This window comes from Enterococcus sp. AMC1623 (assembly GCF_058216495.1).
This window is the reverse complement of record NZ_CM177096.1, coordinates 1,310,065-1,333,750: the sequence shown is the minus strand read 5'-3', so window position 1 is coordinate 1,333,750 and position 23,686 is coordinate 1,310,065. Positions and strand designations below refer to the sequence as shown.

At 35.5% G+C, this 23,686-nt stretch carries 23 protein-coding genes; 21 read left to right on the top strand and 2 right to left on the bottom strand.

The genetic code is table 11. The features are described 5' to 3' along the window. Positions 1-3: 3 nt before the first annotated feature. The 13 genes from pstB (AC4BC7_RS06575) (at position 4) to AC4BC7_RS06515 (ending at position 10,473) form a co-directional block, all read left to right on the top strand. A complete protein-coding gene (pstB, locus tag AC4BC7_RS06575; RefSeq protein WP_207941075.1) occupies positions 4-807 on the top strand; it encodes a phosphate ABC transporter ATP-binding protein PstB in 804 nt (267 codons plus the stop codon). A gap of 20 nt (positions 808-827) precedes the next feature. Beyond that, positions 828-1,586 (top strand): phosphate ABC transporter ATP-binding protein PstB, encoded by a 759-nt coding sequence (gene pstB, locus AC4BC7_RS06570; protein WP_207941074.1) that lies wholly within the window; start codon positions 828-830, stop codon positions 1,584-1,586. A gap of 53 nt (positions 1,587-1,639) precedes the next feature. Beyond that, positions 1,640-2,317: a phosphate signaling complex protein PhoU gene (gene phoU, locus AC4BC7_RS06565; RefSeq protein ID WP_207941073.1), complete on the top strand. Its 678-nt coding sequence runs from the start codon at positions 1,640-1,642 to the stop codon at positions 2,315-2,317. A 160-nt stretch (positions 2,318-2,477) separates the two neighbouring features. Beyond that, positions 2,478-4,049 carry a daptomycin-sensing surface protein LiaX gene (gene liaX, locus AC4BC7_RS06560; protein WP_490504191.1) on the top strand — a complete coding sequence of 524 codons (1,572 nt, stop codon included), beginning with the start codon at positions 2,478-2,480 and terminating at the stop codon, positions 4,047-4,049. Positions 4,050-4,125: 76 nt separating this feature from the next. After that, positions 4,126-4,443, top strand: a complete 318-nt coding sequence (locus AC4BC7_RS06555) for a PspC domain-containing protein (RefSeq protein ID WP_207941071.1) — start codon at positions 4,126-4,128, stop codon at positions 4,441-4,443. Beyond that, entirely contained in the window at positions 4,443-4,805 is a 363-nt protein-coding gene (locus tag AC4BC7_RS06550) for a phage holin family protein (protein ID WP_207941070.1), read from the top strand. The genes AC4BC7_RS06555 and AC4BC7_RS06550 overlap by 1 nt, the downstream gene beginning before the upstream one ends. A gap of 155 nt (positions 4,806-4,960) precedes the next feature. After that, the gene (gene hprK, locus AC4BC7_RS06545; protein WP_207941069.1) at positions 4,961-5,896 is read left to right on the top strand and encodes an HPr(Ser) kinase/phosphatase; all 936 of its coding nucleotides are present in this window, start codon (positions 4,961-4,963) and stop codon (positions 5,894-5,896) included. A 16-nt stretch (positions 5,897-5,912) separates the two neighbouring features. Then, positions 5,913-6,746 carry a prolipoprotein diacylglyceryl transferase gene (gene lgt / locus AC4BC7_RS06540; RefSeq protein WP_490504190.1) on the top strand — a complete coding sequence of 278 codons (834 nt, stop codon included), beginning with the start codon at positions 5,913-5,915 and terminating at the stop codon, positions 6,744-6,746. A gap of 78 nt (positions 6,747-6,824) precedes the next feature. Further along, entirely contained in the window at positions 6,825-7,844 is a 1,020-nt protein-coding gene (locus AC4BC7_RS06535) for an NAD(P)H-dependent glycerol-3-phosphate dehydrogenase (protein WP_207941067.1), read from the top strand. Positions 7,845-7,866: 22 nt separating this feature from the next. Next, positions 7,867-8,796 (top strand): UTP--glucose-1-phosphate uridylyltransferase GalU, encoded by a 930-nt coding sequence (galU, locus tag AC4BC7_RS06530; RefSeq protein ID WP_207941066.1) that lies wholly within the window; start codon positions 7,867-7,869, stop codon positions 8,794-8,796. A gap of 149 nt (positions 8,797-8,945) precedes the next feature. Next, the gene (locus AC4BC7_RS06525; RefSeq protein WP_207941065.1) at positions 8,946-9,374 is read left to right on the top strand and encodes a DUF948 domain-containing protein; all 429 of its coding nucleotides are present in this window, start codon (positions 8,946-8,948) and stop codon (positions 9,372-9,374) included. 14 nt (positions 9,375-9,388) lie between these two features. Continuing rightward, positions 9,389-9,982, top strand: coding sequence for a YtxH domain-containing protein (locus AC4BC7_RS06520; RefSeq protein WP_207941064.1), 594 nt, complete (start codon positions 9,389-9,391; stop codon positions 9,980-9,982). Between the two features lie 167 nt (positions 9,983-10,149). After that, positions 10,150-10,473: a hypothetical protein gene (locus tag AC4BC7_RS06515; protein WP_207941063.1), complete on the top strand. Its 324-nt coding sequence runs from the start codon at positions 10,150-10,152 to the stop codon at positions 10,471-10,473. Between the two features lie 60 nt (positions 10,474-10,533). Here the strand turns inward: AC4BC7_RS06515 and AC4BC7_RS06510 are convergent, their stop codons facing one another. Further along, a complete protein-coding gene (locus AC4BC7_RS06510) occupies positions 10,534-11,637 on the bottom strand; it encodes a M24 family metallopeptidase (RefSeq protein ID WP_207941062.1) in 1,104 nt (367 codons plus the stop codon). 185 nt (positions 11,638-11,822) lie between these two features. Here AC4BC7_RS06510 and ccpA point away from each other — a divergent pair, with 185 nt between their 5' ends. Beyond that, on the top strand, positions 11,823-12,824 hold the full coding sequence (gene ccpA / locus AC4BC7_RS06505; protein WP_207941061.1) for a catabolite control protein A: 1,002 nt from the start codon (positions 11,823-11,825) through the stop codon (positions 12,822-12,824). Between the two features lie 44 nt (positions 12,825-12,868). Here ccpA and AC4BC7_RS06500 read toward each other — a convergent pair whose 3' ends face one another. Further along, entirely contained in the window at positions 12,869-15,199 is a 2,331-nt protein-coding gene (locus AC4BC7_RS06500) for a transglycosylase domain-containing protein (RefSeq protein ID WP_422389693.1), read from the bottom strand. A 208-nt stretch (positions 15,200-15,407) separates the two neighbouring features. Here AC4BC7_RS06500 and tyrS point away from each other — a divergent pair, with 208 nt between their 5' ends. The 7 genes from tyrS to licT all read left to right on the top strand — a co-directional run bounded on the left by tyrS (position 15,408) and on the right by licT (position 23,684). Beyond that, positions 15,408-16,670, top strand: coding sequence for a tyrosine--tRNA ligase (tyrS, locus tag AC4BC7_RS06495; RefSeq protein WP_207941059.1), 1,263 nt, complete (start codon positions 15,408-15,410; stop codon positions 16,668-16,670). A gap of 61 nt (positions 16,671-16,731) precedes the next feature. Further along, entirely contained in the window at positions 16,732-17,646 is a 915-nt protein-coding gene (locus AC4BC7_RS06490) for an AEC family transporter (protein ID WP_207941058.1), read from the top strand. 68 nt (positions 17,647-17,714) lie between these two features. Continuing rightward, positions 17,715-18,611 carry a deoxyribonuclease IV gene (locus AC4BC7_RS06485; RefSeq protein ID WP_490504189.1) on the top strand — a complete coding sequence of 299 codons (897 nt, stop codon included), beginning with the start codon at positions 17,715-17,717 and terminating at the stop codon, positions 18,609-18,611. Positions 18,612-18,720: 109 nt separating this feature from the next. Then, a complete protein-coding gene (locus AC4BC7_RS06480) occupies positions 18,721-18,939 on the top strand; it encodes a YneF family protein (protein ID WP_207941470.1) in 219 nt (72 codons plus the stop codon). Positions 18,940-19,045: 106 nt separating this feature from the next. After that, positions 19,046-20,797 (top strand): ABC transporter ATP-binding protein, encoded by a 1,752-nt coding sequence (locus tag AC4BC7_RS06475; protein WP_490504188.1) that lies wholly within the window; start codon positions 19,046-19,048, stop codon positions 20,795-20,797. Continuing rightward, positions 20,797-22,578 carry an ABC transporter ATP-binding protein gene (locus AC4BC7_RS06470; protein ID WP_207941055.1) on the top strand — a complete coding sequence of 594 codons (1,782 nt, stop codon included), beginning with the start codon at positions 20,797-20,799 and terminating at the stop codon, positions 22,576-22,578. Before AC4BC7_RS06475 ends, AC4BC7_RS06470 begins: the two co-directional genes overlap by 1 nt. A 269-nt stretch (positions 22,579-22,847) precedes the next feature. Continuing rightward, entirely contained in the window at positions 22,848-23,684 is an 837-nt protein-coding gene (gene licT, locus AC4BC7_RS06465; RefSeq protein ID WP_490504187.1) for a BglG family transcription antiterminator LicT, read from the top strand. The last annotated feature ends 2 nt before the right edge of the window (positions 23,685-23,686 follow it).

The following is a 23,686-nucleotide window of genomic DNA, read 5'->3' as shown; positions in this document are numbered from 1 at the left end:
ACCATGAAAGAATATAATTTGGACGAACGTAATATTATTACGATGGAAGGCAAAGAAGTTATTGTGCATACAAATGATTTACATGTATTTTATGGCAATAACGAAGCAATTAAAGGTGTTGATTTAGAATTTGAAAAAAATAAAATCACTGCTTTAATTGGCCCTTCAGGATGCGGAAAATCAACGTATTTACGTTCTTTAAACCGTATGAATGATGGCATTGCAAATACTAGAGTAACAGGCGAAATCATGTATAAAGGCGTAAACGTAAATTCTTCAGAAGTAGATGTCTATGAAATGAGAAAACGTATTGGAATGGTATTCCAACGCCCAAATCCATTTAGCAAATCAATTTATGAAAACATCACGTTTGCGTTAAAACGTCATGGTGAAAAAGATAAAAATAAATTAGATGAAATTGTAGAAACTAGCTTGAAACAAGCAGCTTTATGGGACCAGGTAAAAGATTCGTTGCATAAAAGTGCGCATGCGTTATCAGGTGGACAACAACAACGCCTATGTATCGCTCGAGCAATTGCAATGAAACCTGATATTTTGTTATTAGATGAACCAGCAAGTGCGCTAGATCCAATTTCAACAGGTAAAGTAGAAGAAACATTAATCAATTTAAAAGAGGAATATTCAATTGTTATCGTAACCCACAATATGCAACAAGCGGCGCGTATCAGTGACTATACAGCCTTCTTCTATTTAGGGAATGTTATTGAATATGATGTGACATCAAAAATCTTTACACGTCCGAAAATTCAAGCAACAGAAGATTACGTGTCAGGACACTTTGGTTAGTGGGGAACGGAGGTAAAACAATGGGACAAGAAATTATTTCATCCAAAGATTTACATTTATATTATGGTGAAAAAGAGGCATTAAAAGGGATTGATATGACGATTAATCAAGGCGAGATTACAGCAATGATTGGTCCTTCTGGTTGTGGTAAATCAACCTATTTACGTTGTTTAAACCGTATGAATGATTTAATTCCAAGTGTAACAATCACAGGAAGTGTCGTTTACAAAGGAAAAGATATTTATAGCCCAAAAACGGACACAGTAAACTTACGTAAAGAAATTGGGATGGTATTTCAACAACCTAATCCATTTCCATTTTCAATTTATGAAAATATTATTTATGGTTTGAAATTAAAAGGTGAAACAGATAAGCAAGTATTTGATCAAGTGGTCGAGGAAAGCTTGAAAGCTGCTTCTGTTTGGGATGATGTGAAAGACAAATTACATACAAGTGCGTTAGCTTTGTCAGGTGGACAACAACAACGGGTATGTATTGCACGCGTCTTGGCAGTTAATCCAGAAATTATTTTATTGGATGAACCAACAAGTGCATTGGATCCAATTTCTTCAGGGAAAATTGAAAACACATTATTGGAGTTAAAAGAGAAGTATACAATGATTATGGTGACTCATAATATGTCACAAGCTTCTCGTATCTCTGACAAAACAGCCTTTTTCTTGAACGGCGATTTGATTGAATTTAATGATACAAAGAAAATTTTCTTGAATCCAAGTAAAAAAGAGACAGAAGATTATATTTCTGGTAGATTTGGCTAATAAAATTTGTTTTAATGAAATAAATCATGAAAACGTAAAGGAGAGAAAACCAAATGTTGCGTACACAATTTGAAGAAGACTTATTAAATCTGCATAATCAATTTTATGAGATGGGGATGATGGTAAGTAAAGCGATTCATAAATCGGTTAGCTCGTATGTGAAACACGATAAGGCCTTAGCTAAAGAAGTCATTGAATATGATGAACATATTAATAATCTTGAAATTCTATTAGAGAAAAAAAGTTTTGAGATGATTGCATTACAACAGCCTGTAACAACCGACTTACGTAAAATTATTACTGTAATGAAAGCTAGTTCAGACTTAGAACGTATGGGGGATCATGCAGTATCAATTGCGAAATCAACCATCCGTGTTAAAGGACAAGAACGTATTGCGGAAGTAGAAAAAGATATTTCAGAAATGTCTGATTACGTAAAAAAAATGGTGGATAATATTTTGGTTGCGTATGTAAAAACAGACCAAGCAGATGCAAAAATGATTGCTAAAATGGATCAACGTGTGAATGAATATTATGAAAAAATCTACTATGAAACAATTGCAGCAATGAAAGCTAACCCAGAAACAGTTGTAAGTGGAACCGATTATATCAATGTTGCTCAATATTTAGAACGAATTGGTGACTATGTAACCAATATTTGTGAATGGATTGTTTACTTGGCAACAGGAAAAATCAGCGAATTAAGTTCAAATCGTGATGAATCATTATAACGTGTAAAAAAACAAGGTGAATTTACCTTGTTTTTTTTATTGTTCTTAAGATTGAGTAAAAGTTGGTACTTAAGACCTATGCATTTTATTTCAAAAGAAGGCATAATATGTGTGTAAGGAAAACTTGCATACAATAAATTTGCTTAAGGAGGCAATTTCCATGAACGAAAGAGAACGAATTTTGGATTTAGTAAAAAAAGGTGTACTTTCTACGGAAGAAGCCTTGGATTTGCTAGAAGGAATTGCAAAGGCGAAAGACGAATCACAAATTCAACGAGCTGCCGATGAAGTCACAGCAGAAAAACAAGAAGACAGAAGTCAATTGATTGATGATATAGAAGATTTTGATTTAGAAAAAGATTTATCTAATGGTGAAGACGAGTTGCGTCAAAAAGAAATTGAAGACAAAGCACGTTTAGAACAAATTTTAGATGAATTAGCAACTGAAGCAAATGAAGCATCTGTTGAATTAGATGAAGTCAATGCTGAAATCCAAGGTGTAAACGCAGAATTAAAAGAAGCACGTGAACGCTTGATGGAATTAAATACGAAAGAAGAACTAGGCGAGTTAGGTGAAGACGACTTAACAACACGTCAAGAGCTTGAAGCAGAAGTGAAATCTTTAGAAGAATCACTAGAAACATTAAGAGATGAACGTGCAGGTTTGGAAGAACAATTAAAAAATATTCGTCGTAACCAATGGAATCATAAAAAAGAAAAAATTAGCCAAAAAATGGATATCCCAGAAGACTGGAAAGAACAAGCAACAGATACATTAAACCAAGTAGGTGGCAAAGTAGCTGAAGCAAGTACACATTTAGGTCATTTCTTGAAGAAAACATTCCAAGCTGTTTCTGAAACAGTCGGTGATAATGTGGAATGGAAAGATGTTAATCTACGTGTTCCAGGTGTAGCAACACAAAAATTTGAAAAAACGTTTGAGTTTCCAGAAACACAAGCAAGTATTTTAGATATTAAAGTAGCGAACGGAAATGTTCAATTTGAAGCATGGGATGAACCAGGTGTAAAAGTTGAAGCGAAGGTTAAACTTTACGGAAAAATGGATGCTGTCTCACCAGAAGCAGCATTTGAAGAACGTAGCCAAATTAATGTGGATGATGAGCATATGTCTTTCCAAATTCCAAACAAACGTGTACGTGCCGATTTAGTTTTCTATTTACCAAAACGTACGTACGATCATGTTTCAATTAAATTATTGAATGGCAATATCTTAATTAATGAATTGGATGTAAAAGATATTTACGCTAAATCTACTAATGGAAATATCGAGATTGAAAAAATCAATGCTTCAATGTTAGAAATTGAAGGAGTCAACGGTAATATCCAAGTAAATGGTGGCGAAATTTTAGATTCAATCATTGAAACAGTCAATGGTAGTGTCACAATGAGTGCGACACCACAAAATATCGGAATTTCTTTAGTCAATGGCGATGTTCGCTTAACACTAAAAGAAGAGACATTACGTCGCCTAAATGCGAATTCAGTCAACGGAAATGTTAAAGTAGCTTTCCCTGAAACATTAGGTTTAGAAGGAACTGCGAAAACAAGTTTAGGTTCAATCAACAGTCGTTTATCAGAATACGAAATTGTTCGTCAAAAGAAAGAACGCATGAATCAACTCTTACAATTCCGTCGTGTAACTGAAAATGTCGCACAAATTGATCTTTCAACAACAACGGGTAATGTTTATTTGAAAGATACCGACAAATAAGAGTAAAATAAAGAGAGGCAGAAGATGTCTGAACGCATCTTCTGCACCTAGTGAGAAATAAAGGATGGTGAAAATCATGAGAAAAAAATTAACAAAATCAAGAGATAATGTTGTATTAACGGGTACATTAGCAGGTCTTGCAGAATATTTGAATATTGATCCAACAATTGTTCGTATTGTGTATGTGTTCTTAGCATTAATGGGCTTTGGCGCACCAGTTTTACTTTATATTGGGATGGCAATTTTAATTCCAGCAGATAATTCTGATCGTCCAAAACGTTATGGCAATGACAATAAATACTATAAAAATAATAACTATCGCAGTAAAGGAACAACTAGCCGTCCTCGCAAAGAAGCTGAAAAAGTAGATGAAGAGGACTGGAGTGATTTCTAGTGACTTATTTCCAACGCTTAATCATTAATATGTTGACGTTTATTTCATTGTCGGTTTTACTACCACAAATGGTACATGTTCAAAGTATTATGATGGCATTATTGGCAAGTTTTGTGCTTTCAATCTTGAACGCTCTGATTAAACCAATTCTCACAATTATTTCTTTTCCCTTAACGTTGTTGACACTTGGTTTTTTCAGTTTTGTAATTAATGCATTGATGCTCCAATTTACTTCTAGTTTTGTTGGTACGCATAATTTTGGTTTTTCCTCATTTGGGGCGGCATTACTAGTAGCAATCATTATGTCCGTGGTGAATATGATTGTAACCGAACACCAGATGGAAAAGTACCAAGCCTCGTAATCCCTTAGATTTTGACGAATCTAAGGGATGTTTTTTTATTTTGAAACATGCACAAAAATATTGGTTTTTTTTGAGAAAATTTTTACTTTGGTAGTAACTTTGTCTATACAATGATAAAATAAAACGGAACCAAGGTTTAGGAAAGAGGGAAAAGTATGACAGAAACCGTAAAGATAAAAGAATTAGCTACGGCTTTAAATTTAGAAATTGTTACTGGTGAAGAAAAAGCGCTTAATCGCGATATCAGAACAGCCGACGTTTCTCGTCCAGGTTTAGAATTAACAGGTTATTTTAATTACTATTCACACGATCGTTTGCAACTATTTGGCAGTAAAGAAGTGACGTTTGCACGTCGAATGATGCCAGAAGAACGTTTGATGGTCATTCGTCGTCTATGTGCGGAAGATACACCAGCTTTGGTTATTTCAAGAGGGCTAGATGTATCTGAAGAAATGGTTCAAGCGTGCAATGAGAAAGACATTCCGATTTTACGTTCCAATATTTCAACTTCACGTTTGTTAGGACAAATGACGAGTTATTTAGATGGTCGTTTAGCAACCAGAACAAATGTCCATGGGGTATTAGTAGATGTCTATGGTTTAGGTGTTTTGATTCAAGGGGATAGTGGTATTGGCAAGAGTGAAACAGCCTTAGAATTAATCAAACGTGGTCATCGTTTGATTGCGGATGACCGTGTAGACATTTATAAACAAGATGATTTGACCTTGATTGGTGAACCACCAAAAATTTTAGAACATTTAATCGAAATCCGCGGTATTGGGATTATCGATGTAATGAATCTATTTGGTGCAAGTGCAGTACGTGGTTCTATGCAAGTCCAATTAGCCGTTTATTTAGAAGCGTGGGCGAAAGATAAAAAATACGATCGCTTAGGTTCTTCCGATGAAGTGGTACATTTGGGCGAAGTGGATATTCCACAAATCAAAATCCCTGTTAAAACTGGACGTAACGTAGCAATTATTATTGAAGTTGCTGCGATGAACTTCCGTGCAAAAACGATGGGATATGATGCAACACAAGCCTTTGAAGATCGTTTAAGTCAATTAATTGAAGAAAATTCAGCTCTGTAGGAAGTGAGGCGTTAATATGGTAGGCACAGTCAATCGTGTCGCTTTTGAATTGTTTGGTATCGCTATTTATTGGTATGCGATTATCATTATTTCAGGTGTGGTCATCGCTATGTGGCTAAGTTCACGTGAAGCGGTTAGAGTAGGGTTGCGTTCAGATGATGTTTCAGATTTTATGCTGGCTGCGTTACCATTATCTTTTATTGGAGCTAGATTGTATTATGTGTTATTTAATTTAGAACCATATATTCAAGAACCTATGCAAATTTTCAATATTCGCTCAGGTGGGTTAGCCATTTACGGTGGTTTGATTGCTGGAGGAATCTGGTTGTATTTTTATTGTCAGCGAAATTTTATTTCCACGTGGAGCTTTTTAGACATTGCAGCACCAAGTGTTATTTTGGCACAAGGGATTGGTCGCTGGGGAAACTTTATGAACCATGAAGCTTTCGGTGGTGAAACCACACGTGGATTTTTAGAAAGCTTACATTTACCGACATTTATCATTGATAATATGTATATCGATGGTGCATATCGTCAACCAACGTTTTTATATGAATCAACTTGGAACGTCGTCGGTTTTATTGTATTGATTTTCTTACGTAAAAAAACCGGCTTATTAAAACAAGGTGAAGTCTTTTTAAGTTATATTATTTGGTATAGTTTTGGAAGAATGTTTATTGAAGGAATGCGTACGGATAGTCTGTATCTATTTGGCCCAATTCGTGTGTCACAATTGTTGTCATTTATTTTATTTGTTGGCGGTATCGCTGTTTTTATCTGGCGTCGTAAAAAAGTAAGTAACTTAAAGGATTACAACCGTTCTCGTGGCGAAAATGAGTACTTAATCTAAAGGACAAAATTATTGAAATATGATAGACTTTAGAAAGTACAAAAGAAAATTTTGTTATAAATAGAGGAGGTTTCCATTGTGAAACAGAAAATTGCAGTCTTAGGACCCGGATCTTGGGGAACTGCTCTTGCTCAAGTATTGGCTGAAAACGGTCATGATGTATCCATGTGGGGGCATAACCCAGCTCAAATTGATGAAATTAACACCTATCATACGAATAGACATTACTTACCAAACATTAAAATTCCAGAAAGCATTGTCGGATATAAAGACTTAAGAGAAGCGATTACAGGTGTGGATGCAATTCTATTTGTTGTACCCACTAAAGCTGTTCGTAGCGTTGCCCAAGAAGTAACGGAATATATCGAAGGTAACCCTTATATTATCCATGCGTCAAAGGGTTTGGAACAAGGTTCTCACAAACGGATTTCTGAAATTCTAACAGAAGAAATTCCAGCAGAAAAACGCAAAGAAATTATTGTATTATCTGGACCAAGCCATGCAGAAGAAGTGGCAGTTCACGATATTACGACTATCACAGCCGCCAGTGAAGTAGAAGCAGCTGCGAAATATGTGCAGGATCTATTTATGAATGATTATTTCCGTATTTATACTAATCATGATGTAATCGGCGTGGAAACAGGTGCCGCGTTAAAAAATATTATTGCAATTGGTGCGGGAGCTATTGCCGGATTAGGCTTTGGGGATGATGCAAAAGCGGCGATTATGACACGTGGTTTAGCTGAAATTAGCCGTTTAGGGGTAGCGATGGGTGCTGACCCATTGACGTTCATTGGGTTAAGTGGTGTGGGTGACTTAATCGTTACTTGTACAAGCGTACATTCACGTAACTGGCGTGCTGGTAACCTATTAGGTAAAGGTAAAAATTTAGATGAAATCCTAGATAATATGGGGATGATTGTTGAAGGTGTTGCAACGACCAAAGCTGCAATGGAATTAGCTGAAAGTCTAAATGTTGATATGCCAATTACCGCAACGATTTATAGTGTATTGTATGAAGGAAAAGATATTCAGCAAGCAGCTAGAGACATTATGTTACGAGACGGAAAAGTAGAAAATGAATTCTCACAAAAATAGTTGCATGGAGGAGAACAACGTGATGAGAGTAAAAAAAGCAGTAATTCCTGCAGCAGGTTTAGGAACTCGTTTCTTACCTGCAACTAAAGCGATGGCAAAAGAAATGTTACCAATTGTTGACAAACCAACGATTCAATTTATTGTTGAAGAAGCATTAAAATCAGGCATCGAAGATATTTTGATTGTTACTGGAAAAGCGAAACGTCCAATTGAAGACCATTTTGATGCGAATTTAGAATTAGAAATGAATCTAAAAGAAAAAGGCAAAGATGAATTATTGAAATTAGTCGAAGAAACAACGGATGTTAATTTACATTTTATTCGTCAATCTCATCCAAGAGGTCTTGGGCATGCAGTCTTACAAGCGAAAGCTTTTGTGGGAAATGAACCGTTTGTTGTGATGTTAGGGGATGATTTAATGGAAGATACTGTGCCATTAAGCAGACAGCTAATTAACGATTATGAGCGTACGCATGCGTCAACAATTGCTGTAATGGATGTTCCACATGAAGAAACATTCAAATACGGGATTATTGATCCAGGTGATCAAGTGGAAGATGGTCTTTATAATGTGAAAAATTTTGTTGAAAAACCATCACCAGAAGAAGCACCAAGTGACTTAGCGATTATCGGTCGTTATCTGTTAACACCGGAGATTTTTGATATTTTAGAAAATCAAAAACCTGGTGCAGGAGACGAGATTCAATTAACCGATGCAATTGATACGTTAAATCAAACGCAACGTGTTTTTGCCAGAGAGTTTAAAGGAAAACGATACGATGTTGGCGATAAATTTGGTTTCTTAAAAACGAGTATTGAATATGGCTTAGTTCATCCAGAAGTTAAAGATAACTTAGAAGAGTTTTTAATTGAAATTGGTCAAGAACTAGCTGCAAAAAGACAACCAGTTATAAAAGAAGTTCCTGAAGAAATAATTGAAACCGAAGAATAAGATGAAAAGAGCCTTTTAGCTATTCAGTGAAAAAGGTTCTTTTTCTTTAAAAAAAATTACCCAAGTGGTATCGCTTTTATTTGTATAATAAATTTTGAAATGATATGCTTATTAGTGTAAGAACTAGAAAGTTTGAAGGGAGTTTTGTTATGACTGCTGGGGGAATCGCAGGATTGATTGCAGCTATTGCTTTTGCAGTGCTTGTTTTATTCCTTGTTCGTGTATTAATTAAAGTGGATAAAACGGTCTCATCTGTGCAAACAACTATTTCAGAAGCCAATAACACAATCAAAGTAGTGACTAGAGATGTGGACATTCTTTCAAGAGAAGTGGAAGGATTACTGGTCAAAAGTAATGAATTGCTACAAGACGTGAATCAAAAAGTAGCAACTATCGATCCATTATTTACAGCGGTGGCGGACTTAAGTACTAGCGTATCAGAATTAAATTATTCTGGACGAAATTTAGTTTCTCGTTTAGGAACTTTAGGTCGTACAACAGCTCAAGCAACAATTGCTGGTAAAGTTGGACAAACAGCAATGAAATTTTTTAACAAAAATAAAGAAACGGAAGAATAATCGGAGGGAACCAGATGAGTAAAAAAGGCGGATTTTTATTAGGTGCCGTTATTGGTGGTACAGCTGCAGCAGTAACAGCATTATTATTAGCTCCTGAATCAGGAAAAGTATTACGTGATAAATTAGGGAAACAAATTGATGATTTATTAGATGCTGCTTCTGATTATACAGATATCGCGAAAGAAAAAGGCGAAGATTTAACAGATTTAGCGAAAGAAAAAGCGAGTGAATTTGGACAACAAGCAGAGGATTTAGCACAATCTTTAAAAGGAAAAGTAGTAGATTCTTATGAGGAGTTTGAAGATGAGTCTTCAGATTTTGTTGATGATGTTCAAGATCAAGCAAGTGAATTTGCCAATCGTTTCAAGAAAACAGCAAACGAGGTAGCTGAAGAAGCTTCTGAGGTTGCCGATGATATTATTATCGACGTACAAGATACTGCAGAAGAGGTGCAAGAGACAGCAGCTGAGGGCGTTGATGAAGCAAAAGAAATCGTTTCAGATGCTAAAGAAGAAGCAGAAGAAACGACAGCCATTGCAAAAGACGATTTTGAAGAATCTGTTGAAGAATTAAAAGAAAAAATTGAAGAAAACAATCCAGAAGCATAAAAAGAAGCTTTGACATAAGCCTCTTTATCGTAAAATATTCGAACTGTATAGAGAGTGTTCCTGCATTTTAGTAGGTCCTCAGCGCCAATTTGTTAGAATTAGCGTCTCTCATTTATATAGTTCGGATATTTTTTATGTCATGGTCCTTGTTTGAAGGGAAAATAAAGATGAAAATTAAACGAAGTCAAACATGTCATAACTCGCCTAAAAATCAATTTATTGAAGAGTTTTCGTTAGCTTTATTGCAACAAAATACTCAAGCACTTGCTGTTACTAAAGATTGGCAATTAATCATTGTTGGTGGTAAGCAAATTCCGCCACAAATCGAAGCTATCACGATTATTGCAAGTATTAGTCATGGAAGATACGGTTCTTGTATGGGTGAAGTAACAGTTGATGATGAATTGTATCATTTTGCAATTCATTATGAATTTCTTTCTACAACGAAACAAATAATTCATCAAGCAAAACTATTGTTTGTAAAGGAATAAAAATATGATTTAAAAAACTATCCGTAGCATCTATATATGATGTTTCGGATAGTTTTGTTTTTAATTTATAATAAGTAGTTCTTTGGGTGTTTTGGTAAATGGTTGACAACCATCTTTCGTAACGTATACACAATCTTCAATCCGTACACCTACTTGATTTGGTAAGTAGATCCCTGGTTCAATTGAGAAACACATACCTTCTTCAATGATTAAATCATTTCCTGCTACAATAGAAGGATATTCATGGATGGATGTCCCAATGCCGTGACCTAATCGGTGATTAAATGCTTCTCCGTATCCATAATCCGTAATGATGTCGCGGGCAATTTTGTCTAATTGGCTCGCAGTCATACCAGGTTTAACAGCAGCTTGTGCGGCTAGTTGAGCTTCTAAAACAATTGCATGAATTTTTTCTTGAAAAGCAGTCGGTTCTTTATACGCAACTGTACGTGTTGCGTCGCTGCAATAACCTTTCCAAACAACTCCTAAATCAAATAAGACTAATTCATTGGCTTTTACAGGTGTTTGATTAGGCGCGCCATGCGGATTGGCTGCGTGCGGACCAACTAAAACGGTTGTGTCAAAGGACATATGAGAGACTCCTTTACGTTTTAATTGGTATTCAATTTCTGCAGCAATTTCTTCTTCTGTTACACCATCTTTAATTGCTGAAAAACCAATTTCAAACGCAACATCTGCCCAATTACCTGCTTCAAGTAAAGTTTCAATTTCTGAAGGAGTTTTGCGCAATTGCATTTGTTGAATGACGGCAGTTAAATCCTTTGAAAAGTCGGTTGTTGGAAAATAACTTGCAAGCTGTTCAAAGCGATCCAAAGTAAACGCTGATTTTTCAATAGCTAGTTGTTGCGGTTTACCATAACGTGTGGTTAATTCTTCCGCAATGATTTGCCAAGGATTTTGGGTATCTAAATAACCGACAACATCGTAAGGCCAGCTGCTTTGACGAGCAGTGTCGGCTTCTAAAGCTGGTGTAAATAAAAAGGGATCATGAGTTGGCGAGAAGAAAAGCGCCAAAACTCTTTCATGTGGGTCACTAGTAAAACCAGATAAATACGAAATAGAATTAGGATTCGTGATATAAGCAACATCCACATTTTCTTTTGCCATCCAGCGGGATAATTCGTTCACTTTTTCTTGATTCATAATGTACCTTCTTTCTTTAACAATTCTTTACTTATTGTACCACTATTCTGTCAAAATGATGTCAGTAAAATTATTTTCATGAAAATGAAACTAAAACGGTTGCAAATGTGAAAGAAATTTGCTATTCTATCTAAGAAATGTAAACAAGGTTTTCAGAAAATGAAAGTTGATAGGAGAAAAACAATATGGAGAAACAAACGATTACTATTTATGATGTTGCTCGTGAAGCCAATGTATCCATGGCTACCGTCTCTCGTGTCGTTAACGGAAATCCCAATGTCAAACCAGCCACTCGTAAAAAGGTACTTGAAGTCATTGATCGTCTTGATTACCGTCCAAACGCAGTTGCTCGTGGATTAGCTAGCAAAAAAACAACAACAGTAGGAGTGATTATTCCTGATGTAAGTAATATGTTTTTTGCTTCTTTAGCACGTGGGATTGACGATGTTGCAACAATGTACAAATATAACATCATTTTGGCAAATTCAGATGGCGATAGCTTGAAGGAAGTCAATGTATTAAATAATTTATTAGCGAAGCAAGTAGATGGTGTCATCTTTATGGGACATCGTATTACTGATGAAGTTCGTGGTGAATTTTCACGCTCAAAAACACCAGTTGTTTTAGCTGGTTCAATCGATCCAGATGAACAAGTAGGTAGTGTAAACATTGATTATACTGCAGCAACTAAAGATGCCGTTAGCCTACTAGCTAAAAACGGCAATGAAAAAATTGCTTTTGTAAGTGGCGCATTAATTGATCCGATTAACGGACAAAATCGCTTAAACGGCTACAAAGAAGCATTAAAAGAAAGTAATTTGGAATACAATGAAGGCTTGATTTTTGAAGCACCGTATTCTTTTAAAGATGGTCTAGCAATTGTGGATCGTTTATTAAACAGTGGCGCAACTGCGGCATATGTAACTGACGATGAATTAGCGATTGGTATTTTAGATGGATTATATGACCGTGGAGTAAAAGTACCAGAAGATTTCGAAATTTTAACAAGCAACAACTCACTATTAACAGATGTTGCTCGTCCTCGTTTATCTAGCGTGAGCCAACCACTTTATGATATCGGTGCAGTTGCCATGCGTTTATTAACAAAAATGATGAACAAAGAAGAGATTGAACAAAAAACAATTGTTTTACCTTATAACATTTTAGAAAAAGGTTCAACTAAATAATCAAAAAAAGCTCGTCAACCTAAATTGGTTGACGAGCTTTTTGCTTAACGTCTGCGGGTGTTTGTTTGTGTTCTTGGAATAGCTGTTTTCCAATAATCGACATAGTTGGCATCAGTTCCACCAATTCCAAAACGTAAGCTAACTTTAGATGGACCACCTTTAGCCCAATAAGAAGTAACTGTATTACTTGGAATATTAAATGTCGTATTATTAACAGTCATCCGTCCACCAGGTTTTGCACCAGTGAAATCAGAAACTTTGTATTCTTTCACACTCTTGTCTAATTTAAACTCTTTATTGACACCAATCACATCAGGATTAGCTTGATAAATAGAATTAGCTAGATAAGCCATGTATTGAGCTGTTCGTTGCCCAGCATTTGAATCGGTTGGTTGACTATCGTCACGACCAGCCCAACTACTTAAAGTAATGTTAGGGGTCGAAACAACTAACCAAGAATCGACATATTCATCGGTCGTTCCTGTTTTACCAACCCAATCTGCATTTCCTAAATTCCAATTGATGTTATTGACGTTTGATAAGAAATTCGTCGTCACACCTTCTTCAACCACGCTACGCATCATGTCATTCATAATAGATGCTGTTGCTTTGGAATAAACTTGTACAGGATTTGCTTCATGTTTATAATACTCTTTACCTTGTGAATCTGTAATTGATTCAATCAGATAGCCTTCTTGATAGACGCCACCATTAGCTAAGGTTTGGAAACCATTTGTTTGTTCTAACGTTGTGACTTCAGGTACCCCTAGAGGTGCTGATTCATATTCCCAAGTATCGGTAGCTGGATAGTTCATTTTATTCAAATACGTATCGTATACAGCTTTGGTTGAGCCCATATCTTCTAATGTTTTTTGATAAATATGATAGGCTGGAATATTGTTCGAATGAATCAGTGATTCACGGATTGTTTGGAATGTACTTGAACCAGAATTGGTTGCATTCACAATTTTTTTGCCTTTATCCTCACCAGCTTTCCAAGTGGTTGGATAGTCAGAAACGCGTGACTCACTACCTATAATACCTTGATCAATTGCTGGGGCATAAACTAAGACAGGTTTGATTGCTGAACCAGCTTGCCGTGTAGAACTAAAGGCATGGTTATATTGTGAAGTTTCATAATCACGACCCCCAACAAATCCAAGAATTTTTCCAGTAGAATTTTCCATTAATACATTTCCGACTTCAACTGAGGACTCATTGTCTAACATGTATCCATAATTGGTAACAGCATCTTGCATGGCTTGATAGATATTTTTATCAACAGTGGAGTGGATTGTATAACCACCATTTGCAATTTTTGTTTGTGCTCGATACAAGTAGTTTTGGTAAACATCTTCTTTTGCAAACTCTTCGTTGCTTACTTCATCTTCTGTTGCAAGTTTTTTGGCAACAATTTTATACGCATCATTCATTACGGCATCGTATAAGAATTCATGACTTTCTTGATTTGCAGTTTCTTTCGGTTTGAAGTCAGCCACCAAATCATACGCAATGGCATCTTCATATTCTTTTTTCGAGATGTCATGATTGCGATACATACTGAACAATACGAAATCTTTTCGTTGTAAACCAGCGTCAAAGTTTTCTTTTAATTCACCAGTATTTGTGTATGGACTATAAACAATAGGACTCTGTGGTAAACCAGCGATAAACGCAGCTTGTGGCAAACTAAGCTCACTTGCATTTACACCAAAGATTCCTTTAGCTGCTTCTTGCACACCAGCAATATTTTGCCCTAAGTTGTTACGCCCAAATGGCGAGACATTTAAATAAAGTGCGACAATTTCATCTTTTGAATAATTTTTCTCAACTTCCATGGCTAACAACATTTCGTTTGCTTTACGTTTAAAAGTTGTTTCGTCAGTTAAAATTTGCTGTTTAACTAATTGTTGCGTTAACGTTGAACCACCGCTGCTCCCGATACCTGTTACTTCTGAAATTAAGGCACGTAAGACTGCTTTTGGCACAATCCCTTTATGTTCGTAGAAGTATTCATCTTCCGTTGCTACAACGGCTGTTTTTACCAAATCAGATATTTGATCTGCTGGTACGGTTGTACGCATCAAATCGGCACGAATTGTCGCAATCGTACTATTGTCCGCATACACCACCTTGGATGTCTCTGTAATATCGCCTAAATCTTGTTGCAGTTCAGTTTTTGTAGGAGCTTTTGTATCCCCAACGAGATAGGCAAAATAGCCCATTCCGATACCTAATCCTAATGAACCACCCAGAACAAGTAAGGAAATCCCTACTAGGAGTAATGATTGTATGACCCTTAAGGAAATATTAAAATAGAACCATCCAGAGGAACGTTTAGAACGTGTAATAAATTTTTTTGCTTTTTTTTCCAGTTCGGACAAAATAGCCACCTCAATTTTTAATTTGATTCTGCTTGATTATAGCAAAAAAAGCTTCGATTGAATAGATTACCGATTCTTTAAGTGAAAAAACTAAGAAAAAAATAAAAGAAGTACCATTTATTTTTAGCTTACTTCTTTTCTTTGGCATGATTTTCAGTTAATATGAACAATGAGTATTTCATTGAGGAGGAACAATAATATGAGTTCAGACTTTTTTCAAGAACTAAAAAATCGTGGTTTAGTTCACCAAGCAACAGACGAAGCAGCCTTAGAAAAACAATTAAATGAAGAGTCTGTTAAATTATATGTCGGGTTTGACCCAACAGCCGATAGTTTACATATCGGTCACTTATTGCCAATTTTAATGTTACGTCGTTTCCAACAAAATGGACATGTGCCGATTGCATTAGTTGGTGGGGGAACAGGAATGATTGGTGATCCATCATTTAAAGATCAAGAACGTCAACTAAATACTTTAGATACAGTTCAAAATTGGTCACAAAGTATTAAAAATCAATTGTCACGTTTTATTGATTTTGAAAATGCAGAGAATCCTGCAATTATTGCGAATAATTACGACTGGTTAGGCAAGATTTCGTTAATCGATTTTTTACGTGATGTTGGTAAAAACTTTACGATTAATTACATGATGAGTAAAGAGAGTGTAAAACGCCGAATTGAAACAGGGATTTCATATACAGAATTTGCTTACCAATTATTGCAAGCATACGATTTCTTGAAATTATACGAAAACCATGGTTGTTTATTACAATTGGGTGGTAGCGACCAATGGGGCAATATCACTTCTGGTATCGAGTTATTACGTCGTGAAAAAGAAGTCCAAGGTTTTGGTTTAACAATGCCATTAATTACCAAAGCAGATGGTACAAAATTTGGTAAAACCGAAGGAAATGCGGTTTGGTTAGATGCTGAAAAAACTACGCCTTATGAATTCTACCAATTTTGGATTAACACGGATGACCGTGATGCCATTAAATTCTTGAAATATTTCACATTCTTATCATTGGATGAAATTGCTACTATTGAAGAAGAATTTAAACAAGCTCCTGAAACACGTGTGGCACAAAAAGCGTTAGCGAAAGAAGTAACTACTTTGGTTCATGGCGAAACAGCTTATGAACAAGCAGTTCGTATCTCTCAAGCGTTATTTAGTGGAGACATTAAAGGTTTGTCAGGAGAAGAAATTAAACAAGGTTTCAAAGGTGTCCCAACTTATGAAGTACAAGCAGATGATAATTTGAATTTAATTGAATTGTTAATTACTGCCAAAATTGAACCTTCAAAACGTCAAGCACGTGAAGATGTCCAAAATGGTGCTATTTACATTAATGGTGATCGTGTGCAAGATTTAGCATATGAAATTAGTGATGCTGATAAAATGGATGGACACTTTACCGTTGTTCGCCGTGGGAAGAAAAAATACTTCTTACTAAAATTCTAACTTAAATAAAAAATCAAAAGAGATTGTTTTTAACAGTCTCTTTTTTGTGGGAGGAGACAAAATGGTCGCAATTATTATTCAGGCATTAGGTTTGTTTTTGATGATTTTTTTAGGATTTTTATTAAAACGAATTGGGTTATTGTCAAAAGCAGATGGTACCACGTTATCTGTGATTATTGTGAATATCACCTTACCAGCAGTGGTCATCGTTAATCTAGCTCGTCTATCATTAAAACTTGATTTAGTCGTATTTATTTTGATTGGCTTTATTTGGTCAATCTTTCAAATTGCTTTAGCATGGTTATTCACGCGTAAAGAATCAGCTACAAAACAGCAACTATTTATGTATTGTGCTTCAGGATTTAATATTGGGAATTTTACATTACCTTTTGTCCAAGGTTTTTTACCGCTCGGAGTGCCTTTTATTTCGATGTTTGACATGGGGAATAGTATTATGTTATGTGGTGGAACAAATATTGTTGTGAATCGTCTAGTAGGAAATCAAACGACTTTTGAACCGAAAAAAATTGCTTTACAGCTATTACGTTCGATTCCGTTTACTTGTTATATGTTGATGTTAATTTTACGGATTTTTAAAATCAATTTGCCCGATGCACTGTTAACAATGTTACATCCGGTTGCCGCAGCAAATGTCTTTTTATCAATGTTTATGATTGGATTGTATCTAGAATTTCGTTTGCCAAAAGGAGCAATGAAAGATGTCATAAAATTATTGACGCTTCGTTATGGTCTGGGCTTCGTGGTAATTGCGGTTGTTTACTTTTTACCGATTTCGCATTTGCACAAAGTTATTTTGTCTTTATTAGCTCTTACACCCATTCCATTGTTCGGTGTGATTAATTCGGTTTTAGCTGGTGTGAAAGAGGAAGTTGTCGGATTTGCTTCATCGATTAGCTTTTTATTGAGTTTACCGTTAATGACGCTTGTGGTTCTCTTATTAGGAATTAATGTTTAAGCGCGATTCTTGCAATCCAGAGGCGAGTCCGCAATACTAGAGAAGAAGAGAATTAAGGAGGACGTTTCATGTTAATTGGCTCACACGTTTCCATGAGTGGAAAAAAAATGTTATTAGGGTCAGCAGAAGAAGCTGCTAGTTATAATGCAACAACGTTTATGATCTATACAGGTGCACCACAAAATACCCGTCGTAAACCTTTAGAAGAGATGAATATCGAAGCTGGTAAGGCTTTTATGGTGGAACATGGTTTATCAGACATGGTGGTACATGCACCTTATATTATTAATTTAGGAAATACAATTAAACCAGAAAATTTTGGTTTTGCGATTGAATTTTTACGTGAAGAAATTCGTCGGGCACAAGCATTAGGCGCAACGCAGATTACGATGCATCCGGGTGCCCATGTTGGCGCTGGTGTCGATGTAGGACTTGCCCAAATTATTAAGGGACTAAATGAAGTCTTGGACAAAGACCAAATTCCTCAAATTGCTTTAGAGACAATGGCAGGTAAAGGAACAGAATTAGGTCGTACGTTTGAAGAGTTAGCGACAATTATAGATGGCGTAACATTGAATGAAAAATTATCTGTTACATTGGATACTTGTCATACGAATGATGCGGGGTACAATGTCAAAGAAGATTTTGATGGTGTGTTAGAAGAATTCGACAAGATTATTGGGCTAGATCGTTTGAAAGTAGTGCATGTTAACGATTCAAAAAATCCTCAAGGTTCACATAAGGATCGCCATGCTAATATTGGTTTTGGTACGATTGGGTTTGATGCCTTAAATTACATCGTTCATCATGAAAAATTAGTTAGCTTACCAAAGATTTTGGAAACGCCATATGTGATGGTTGGCGAAGATAAAAAGAACAAAAAACCGCCATACCGTTTTGAAATTGAAATGCTAAAAGCAGGTGTGTTTGACCCGCAATTGTTAGAAAAAATTGTAGCACAATAGAAAATAGCTGGCAAAAGAAAAGGAATTCGACGTAAATTGTAAAACTTTCTTTTCTTTTTTCTGTTTTTCTAGTACAATAATTCATTGAGAATAGGGAAAGGAGAAGATAATTATGAGTACAGGAATTGTTGTTTTAATTGCGATTATCGCTTTACTTGTAGGCGCTGTAGGCGGCTTCTTTTTAGCACGTAAATATATGCAAGATTACTTGAAGAAAAATCCTCCCGTTAATGAGGATATGTTGCGCATGATGATGATGTCAATGGGTCAAAAACCTTCTGAGAAAAAAATTCGTCAAATGATGCAACAAATGAAAAACCAAAAGTAAAAACTGGTTTTTTAAACGGGCTGATTGATTCAGCTCGTTTTTTTGTTTGCTTTAAACGGCTTCACAAGCAGTTTAGGCTAATCTATAAAACAGTAGGAGGTTAGGTATGTCAATATTCAAGAAATTAAGTTGGTTTTTTAAACAAGAACGCAAAAATTATATGATTGGGGTTACAGCACTAATTTTAGTGGCAATTATGCAGCTCGTTCCTCCTAAAGTGATTGGAATTATCATTGATGAAATTGCTGAAAAAAACATTCAGATAACCTCAATTTTATTTTGGATTGCTGTATTATGTGCAGCTGCGTTGGGTCAATATATTTTTCGCTACATCTGGCGAACGCATATTTGGGGAAGTGCCGCTCGCTTAGAAAAAAGTTTACGGCGTCAATTATTTGACCACTTTACTAAAATGGACAACATCTTTTATCAAAAATATCGTACCGGCGATTTGATGGCACATGCGACCAATGATTTGAATGCGATTCAAAACGTAGCTGGTGCAGGTATTTTAACCTTTGCAGATTCGTTTATTTCAGGAGGAATGACAATTTTAGCAATGATTCTCTTTATCGATTGGCGTTTAACGCTGATTGCTTTGATTCCTCTACCGTTGTTAGCATTCACTTCACGTATTTTAGGATCTAAACTCCACGATGCATTTCGCGATTCTCAAGAAGCCTTTTCCAATATCAATGACAAAGCCCAAGAAAGTATTACTGGTATGAAAGTAATTAAAACATTTGGGCAAGAAAAAGAAGACTTAGCTGATTTCTCTGAAAAAATAGACCAAGCTATTTCAAAAAATCGTCGTGTAAATTTCTTAGATGCTTTATTTGACCCGTTTATTACGCTAATCATTGGTTTATCGTATGTATTAACTATTATTGTCGGTGGAAATTTTATTATGAATGGCACAATTACAATTGGGCAGTTAGTCTCGTTCATTAGTTACATTGGTATGTTAATTTGGCCAATGTTTGCGATTGGTCGTTTGTTTAATGTATTGGAGCGTGGAAATGCCAGTTATGATCGGGTATCTGAACTGTTGAAAGAACACACACATATTATTGAAGCCCCCAATGCTATCACAACTCCCGCCAAAGGCACGCTAGCTGTTCAAATCGATGAATTTCGTTATCCAGAAGACGAAACGGTAGCTTTAAATCAACTGCAATTCGCTTTAAATGAAGGAGAGGTACTGGGTGTTGTGGGAAAAACAGGTTCAGGAAAAACGACGCTCTTAAAACTATTAATGCGTGAATATGATAATTATCAGGGAAGCATTCAATTTGGTTCATATAATATCAAAGAATATTCCTTAGACGCATTGTTGCAATCCATTGGTTATGTTCCACAAGATCATTTTTTGTTTTCAATGACGATTCGCGACAATATTCGTTTTGCTAATCCGCATTTTTCACAAGAAAAAATTGAAGAAGCAGCAAGATTAGCGTTTATTGATGAAGATATCAAAGCGTTCCCAGAAGGATATGATACGATGGTTGGCGAACGTGGAGTGTCGTTATCAGGTGGTCAAAAACAACGAATTTCAATTGCTCGTGCGTTGATTGTTGAACCAGAATTATTGATTTTAGACGATGCACTTTCAGCAGTAGATGCTAAAACCGAAGAAGCCATTTTGCATAATCTGAAGGAATTCCGTCAAGATAAGACGACAATTATTGCGGCACATCGTCTCAGCAGTGTGATGCATGCAAAAGAAATTTTAGTCATTGATGAAGGAAAAATTGTTGAACGTGGCACACATGAAGAATTATTAGCTTTGAATGGTTGGTATAGTCGTATGTGGGACAAACAACAATTAGAAGCCAAAATTGAAGGGAGCGAGGCCTAATGGAAAAATCGCAATCGGAATGGGCGAAATCCATTCCATTAAAAGAACAAGCAACTATCATTCGTCGTTTATTAACTTACGCAAAACCATTTAGACGAACCTTTATTGTGGCGATTTTATTTGCTTTTTTACTTTCAGTCGTTAATATTTTATTACCAAGGGTCTTGCAAACCTTGATTGATAATCACTTGATGAAGCAAACGGCTACAATGCAAGTCATTTTGTATTTTGCGGCTCTTTATTTGTTTGGCACGGTAATGAAGGCGATTATTTGGTTTTTTCAATGGTTTTTATATTCAATGGCATCGCTTCAAACGTACCAATATATACGAGTAAAATTGTTTGAAAAGCTGCATACATTGGGAATGCGTTATTTTGATCGTACACCAGCAGGTTCTATCGTTTCTCGTGTAACGAACGATACCGAAACATTGTTTGAATTTTGGTATGTCTTTTTATCTGTATTAACAGGTATTTTTGCTGTGATTTCTTCCTTTGCAGCAATGTTTCAAATTAATGCTAAAATTGCGTTGATTAATTTGATCTTTTTGCCAATCTTAGGAATTGTTATTTGGTATTATCAACAATTTAGTTCTCGTATTTATCGTCAAATGCGTGAAAAACTTAGCCAATTAAATACTAAACTTAACGAATCCATTTCTGGCATGCAAATTGTGCAACAATTTCGCCAAGAGCAACGATTGAATCGTGAATTTGAAGAAACAAATGATGAATATTTGGAAACGCGTTATGCGATGATTCGTACAAATTCGTTGTTATTAGCGCCGATTATTAACTTATTGTATGCTATTGCAGTAGCGATGTCGTTAACTATTTTTGGTTTTGATGCGTTACATTCGCCGATTGAAGTTGGATTGATTTATGCCTTTACTACCTATGTCCAAGGATTTTTTAATCCCATGACGCAGATGATGGATTTTTTAAGTACGTTTACAGATGGTGTGGTGGCAGGAAGTCGTATTTTAAAAATCATGGATGATGACGAATATACACCACAACAACATCCACATGCAAATGAGACTATTACTGCTGGAAAAATTGAGTTTCGTAAGGTGACGTTTTCTTATGATGGCGAGCATAATGTCTTACAAAATATTTCCTTTGTAGCGTATCCCGGAGAAACCGTAGCACTTGTGGGACATACAGGGAGTGGAAAAAGTTCCATTATTAATGTATTGATGCGTTTTTATGAGTTTGGTGAAGGACAAATTTTAATTGATGATAAGGATATTCGTGACTTTTCATTAGAAGAGTTACGCCAAAAAATGGGGCTCGTTTTACAAGACGCCTTTATGTTTTATGGTGATATTGCTGATAATATTCGTTTATTAAATAAAAATATTACCGAGGAAGAGATTATTACTGCAGCAAAATTTGTGCAAGCGGATAAATTTATTGAACAATTGCCAGGCGATTATCATGCCAAAGTGATTGAACGCGGAGCAAGCTATTCAAGCGGTCAGCGTCAATTGATTTCCTTTGCCCGTACAATGGTTACTCAACCTAAAATTCTAGTGCTAGATGAAGCAACAGCCAATATTGATACTGAAACAGAAGGTTATATTCAAGAAGGTTTGGCAAATATGCGGCAAGGTCGAACAACAATTGCGATTGCGCATCGATTGTCTACAATTCGCGATGCAGATTTAATCTTAGTTTTGGATAAAGGAAAAATTGTTGAACGAGGCAATCATGATGAATTAATCCAACAAAACGGGTTATATTCAGATATGTACAAATTACAAAGTATGAGCCTGTAAGAAAACACGCGATAATTTTGGATTGTCGCGTGTTTTTTTATTAAAAAATTATTGACAGCGTTTTCTTAATTTGGTAATCTAAACGAGCGGAAAAGAAATCTGGATAGTGATTGTTTCATTACAAGCTAAACCTAATTTTTTTCAACACGTTTTTTTGTGTTGGAGATTATTAGGTTTTTTTTGTACCAATTACGAAGTATAAAAAAGGAGGAGAAGGTTGATAATGTTGGTTATTAAAAGCAGTACAGTCACTCTACGGAGGAATTGGGATGTATATTAATAAGATATTGAACAATAATGTCGTTGTGACCGCTGATAAATCAAATGAACTCATTGTGATGGGAAAAGGGATTGCTTTTAATAAAAAAGTCGGTGATATGCTAGATGAAACAAAAATTGATAAAATTTATCGTCTAGCTAATGGGGAAGTTTCACAGAAATTTCAAGAGCTATTAAAAGATGTACCAATAGAATACCTGAAAATTTCAAATGAATTAATTGATTACGCGAAAAAAAAATTAACTAGTCCATTAAATGAGAGTATTTATGTTTCGCTAACGGATCATCTTTACACGGCTATTGAACGGATTAAACAAGGAATACATGTCCGCAATATTTTATTATGGGATATTAAACGTTTGTATCCTAACGAATATGCGATCGGTAAACGCGTAGTCGAGAAAATTTTAGAATTATATCAAATTGATTTAGGAGAGGACGAAGCAGGTTTTATTGCCTTGCATTTAGTAAATGCACAAACGGAAAGTGGTAGTGAAGATGTATTTGAGTTAACAGAAATCATTCAGGAAATTATTCAATTAACAAAATACTATTTTAAATTAAGCTTTGACGAAGAATCTGTTTATTTTTATCGTTTTACTACACATCTTAGTTTTTTTGCTAGACGGATTATCTATGGCAAGCAACATCAAGGAGAAAGTGATGAAGAATTATTATTGTTGGTACAAAAAAAATATCACAATGCCTATCAATGTGTTTTAATCATTGAAACTTTTTTGACAAATAATTATTCATATTCTATGTCGAATGATGAAAAATTATATTTAACTATTCATATTGCACGTTTGGTCCAAAAAACAGAATAAAG

What these genes read in the sequence shown, in the direction of transcription:
- pstB (WP_207941075.1), top strand. Translation starts at nt 4, where the DNA reads ATGAAAGAATATAATTTGGACGAACGTAATATTATTACGATGGAAGGC.
- lgt (WP_490504190.1), top strand. Translation starts at nt 5,913, where the DNA reads ATGGTAGGCACAGTCAATCGTGTCGCTTTTGAATTGTTTGGTATCGCT.
- ccpA (WP_207941061.1), top strand. Translation starts at nt 11,823, where the DNA reads ATGGAGAAACAAACGATTACTATTTATGATGTTGCTCGTGAAGCCAAT.
- phoU (WP_207941073.1), top strand. Translation starts at nt 1,640, where the DNA reads ATGTTGCGTACACAATTTGAAGAAGACTTATTAAATCTGCATAATCAA.
- licT (WP_490504187.1), top strand. Translation starts at nt 22,848, where the DNA reads ATGTATATTAATAAGATATTGAACAATAATGTCGTTGTGACCGCTGAT.
- AC4BC7_RS06525 (WP_207941065.1), top strand. Translation starts at nt 8,946, where the DNA reads ATGACTGCTGGGGGAATCGCAGGATTGATTGCAGCTATTGCTTTTGCA.
- AC4BC7_RS06515 (WP_207941063.1), top strand. Translation starts at nt 10,150, where the DNA reads ATGAAAATTAAACGAAGTCAAACATGTCATAACTCGCCTAAAAATCAA.
- liaX (WP_490504191.1), top strand. Translation starts at nt 2,478, where the DNA reads ATGAACGAAAGAGAACGAATTTTGGATTTAGTAAAAAAAGGTGTACTT.
- galU (WP_207941066.1), top strand. Translation starts at nt 7,867, where the DNA reads ATGAGAGTAAAAAAAGCAGTAATTCCTGCAGCAGGTTTAGGAACTCGT.
- hprK (WP_207941069.1), top strand. Translation starts at nt 4,961, where the DNA reads ATGACAGAAACCGTAAAGATAAAAGAATTAGCTACGGCTTTAAATTTA.
- AC4BC7_RS06510 (WP_207941062.1), bottom strand. Translation starts at nt 11,637, where the DNA reads ATGAATCAAGAAAAAGTGAACGAATTATCCCGCTGGATGGCAAAAGAA.
- AC4BC7_RS06520 (WP_207941064.1), top strand. Translation starts at nt 9,389, where the DNA reads ATGAGTAAAAAAGGCGGATTTTTATTAGGTGCCGTTATTGGTGGTACA.
- AC4BC7_RS06470 (WP_207941055.1), top strand. Translation starts at nt 20,797, where the DNA reads ATGGAAAAATCGCAATCGGAATGGGCGAAATCCATTCCATTAAAAGAA.
- AC4BC7_RS06555 (WP_207941071.1), top strand. Translation starts at nt 4,126, where the DNA reads ATGAGAAAAAAATTAACAAAATCAAGAGATAATGTTGTATTAACGGGT.
- AC4BC7_RS06490 (WP_207941058.1), top strand. Translation starts at nt 16,732, where the DNA reads ATGGTCGCAATTATTATTCAGGCATTAGGTTTGTTTTTGATGATTTTT.
- AC4BC7_RS06485 (WP_490504189.1), top strand. Translation starts at nt 17,715, where the DNA reads ATGTTAATTGGCTCACACGTTTCCATGAGTGGAAAAAAAATGTTATTA.
- pstB (WP_207941074.1), top strand. Translation starts at nt 828, where the DNA reads ATGGGACAAGAAATTATTTCATCCAAAGATTTACATTTATATTATGGT.
- tyrS (WP_207941059.1), top strand. Translation starts at nt 15,408, where the DNA reads ATGAGTTCAGACTTTTTTCAAGAACTAAAAAATCGTGGTTTAGTTCAC.
- AC4BC7_RS06475 (WP_490504188.1), top strand. Translation starts at nt 19,046, where the DNA reads ATGTCAATATTCAAGAAATTAAGTTGGTTTTTTAAACAAGAACGCAAA.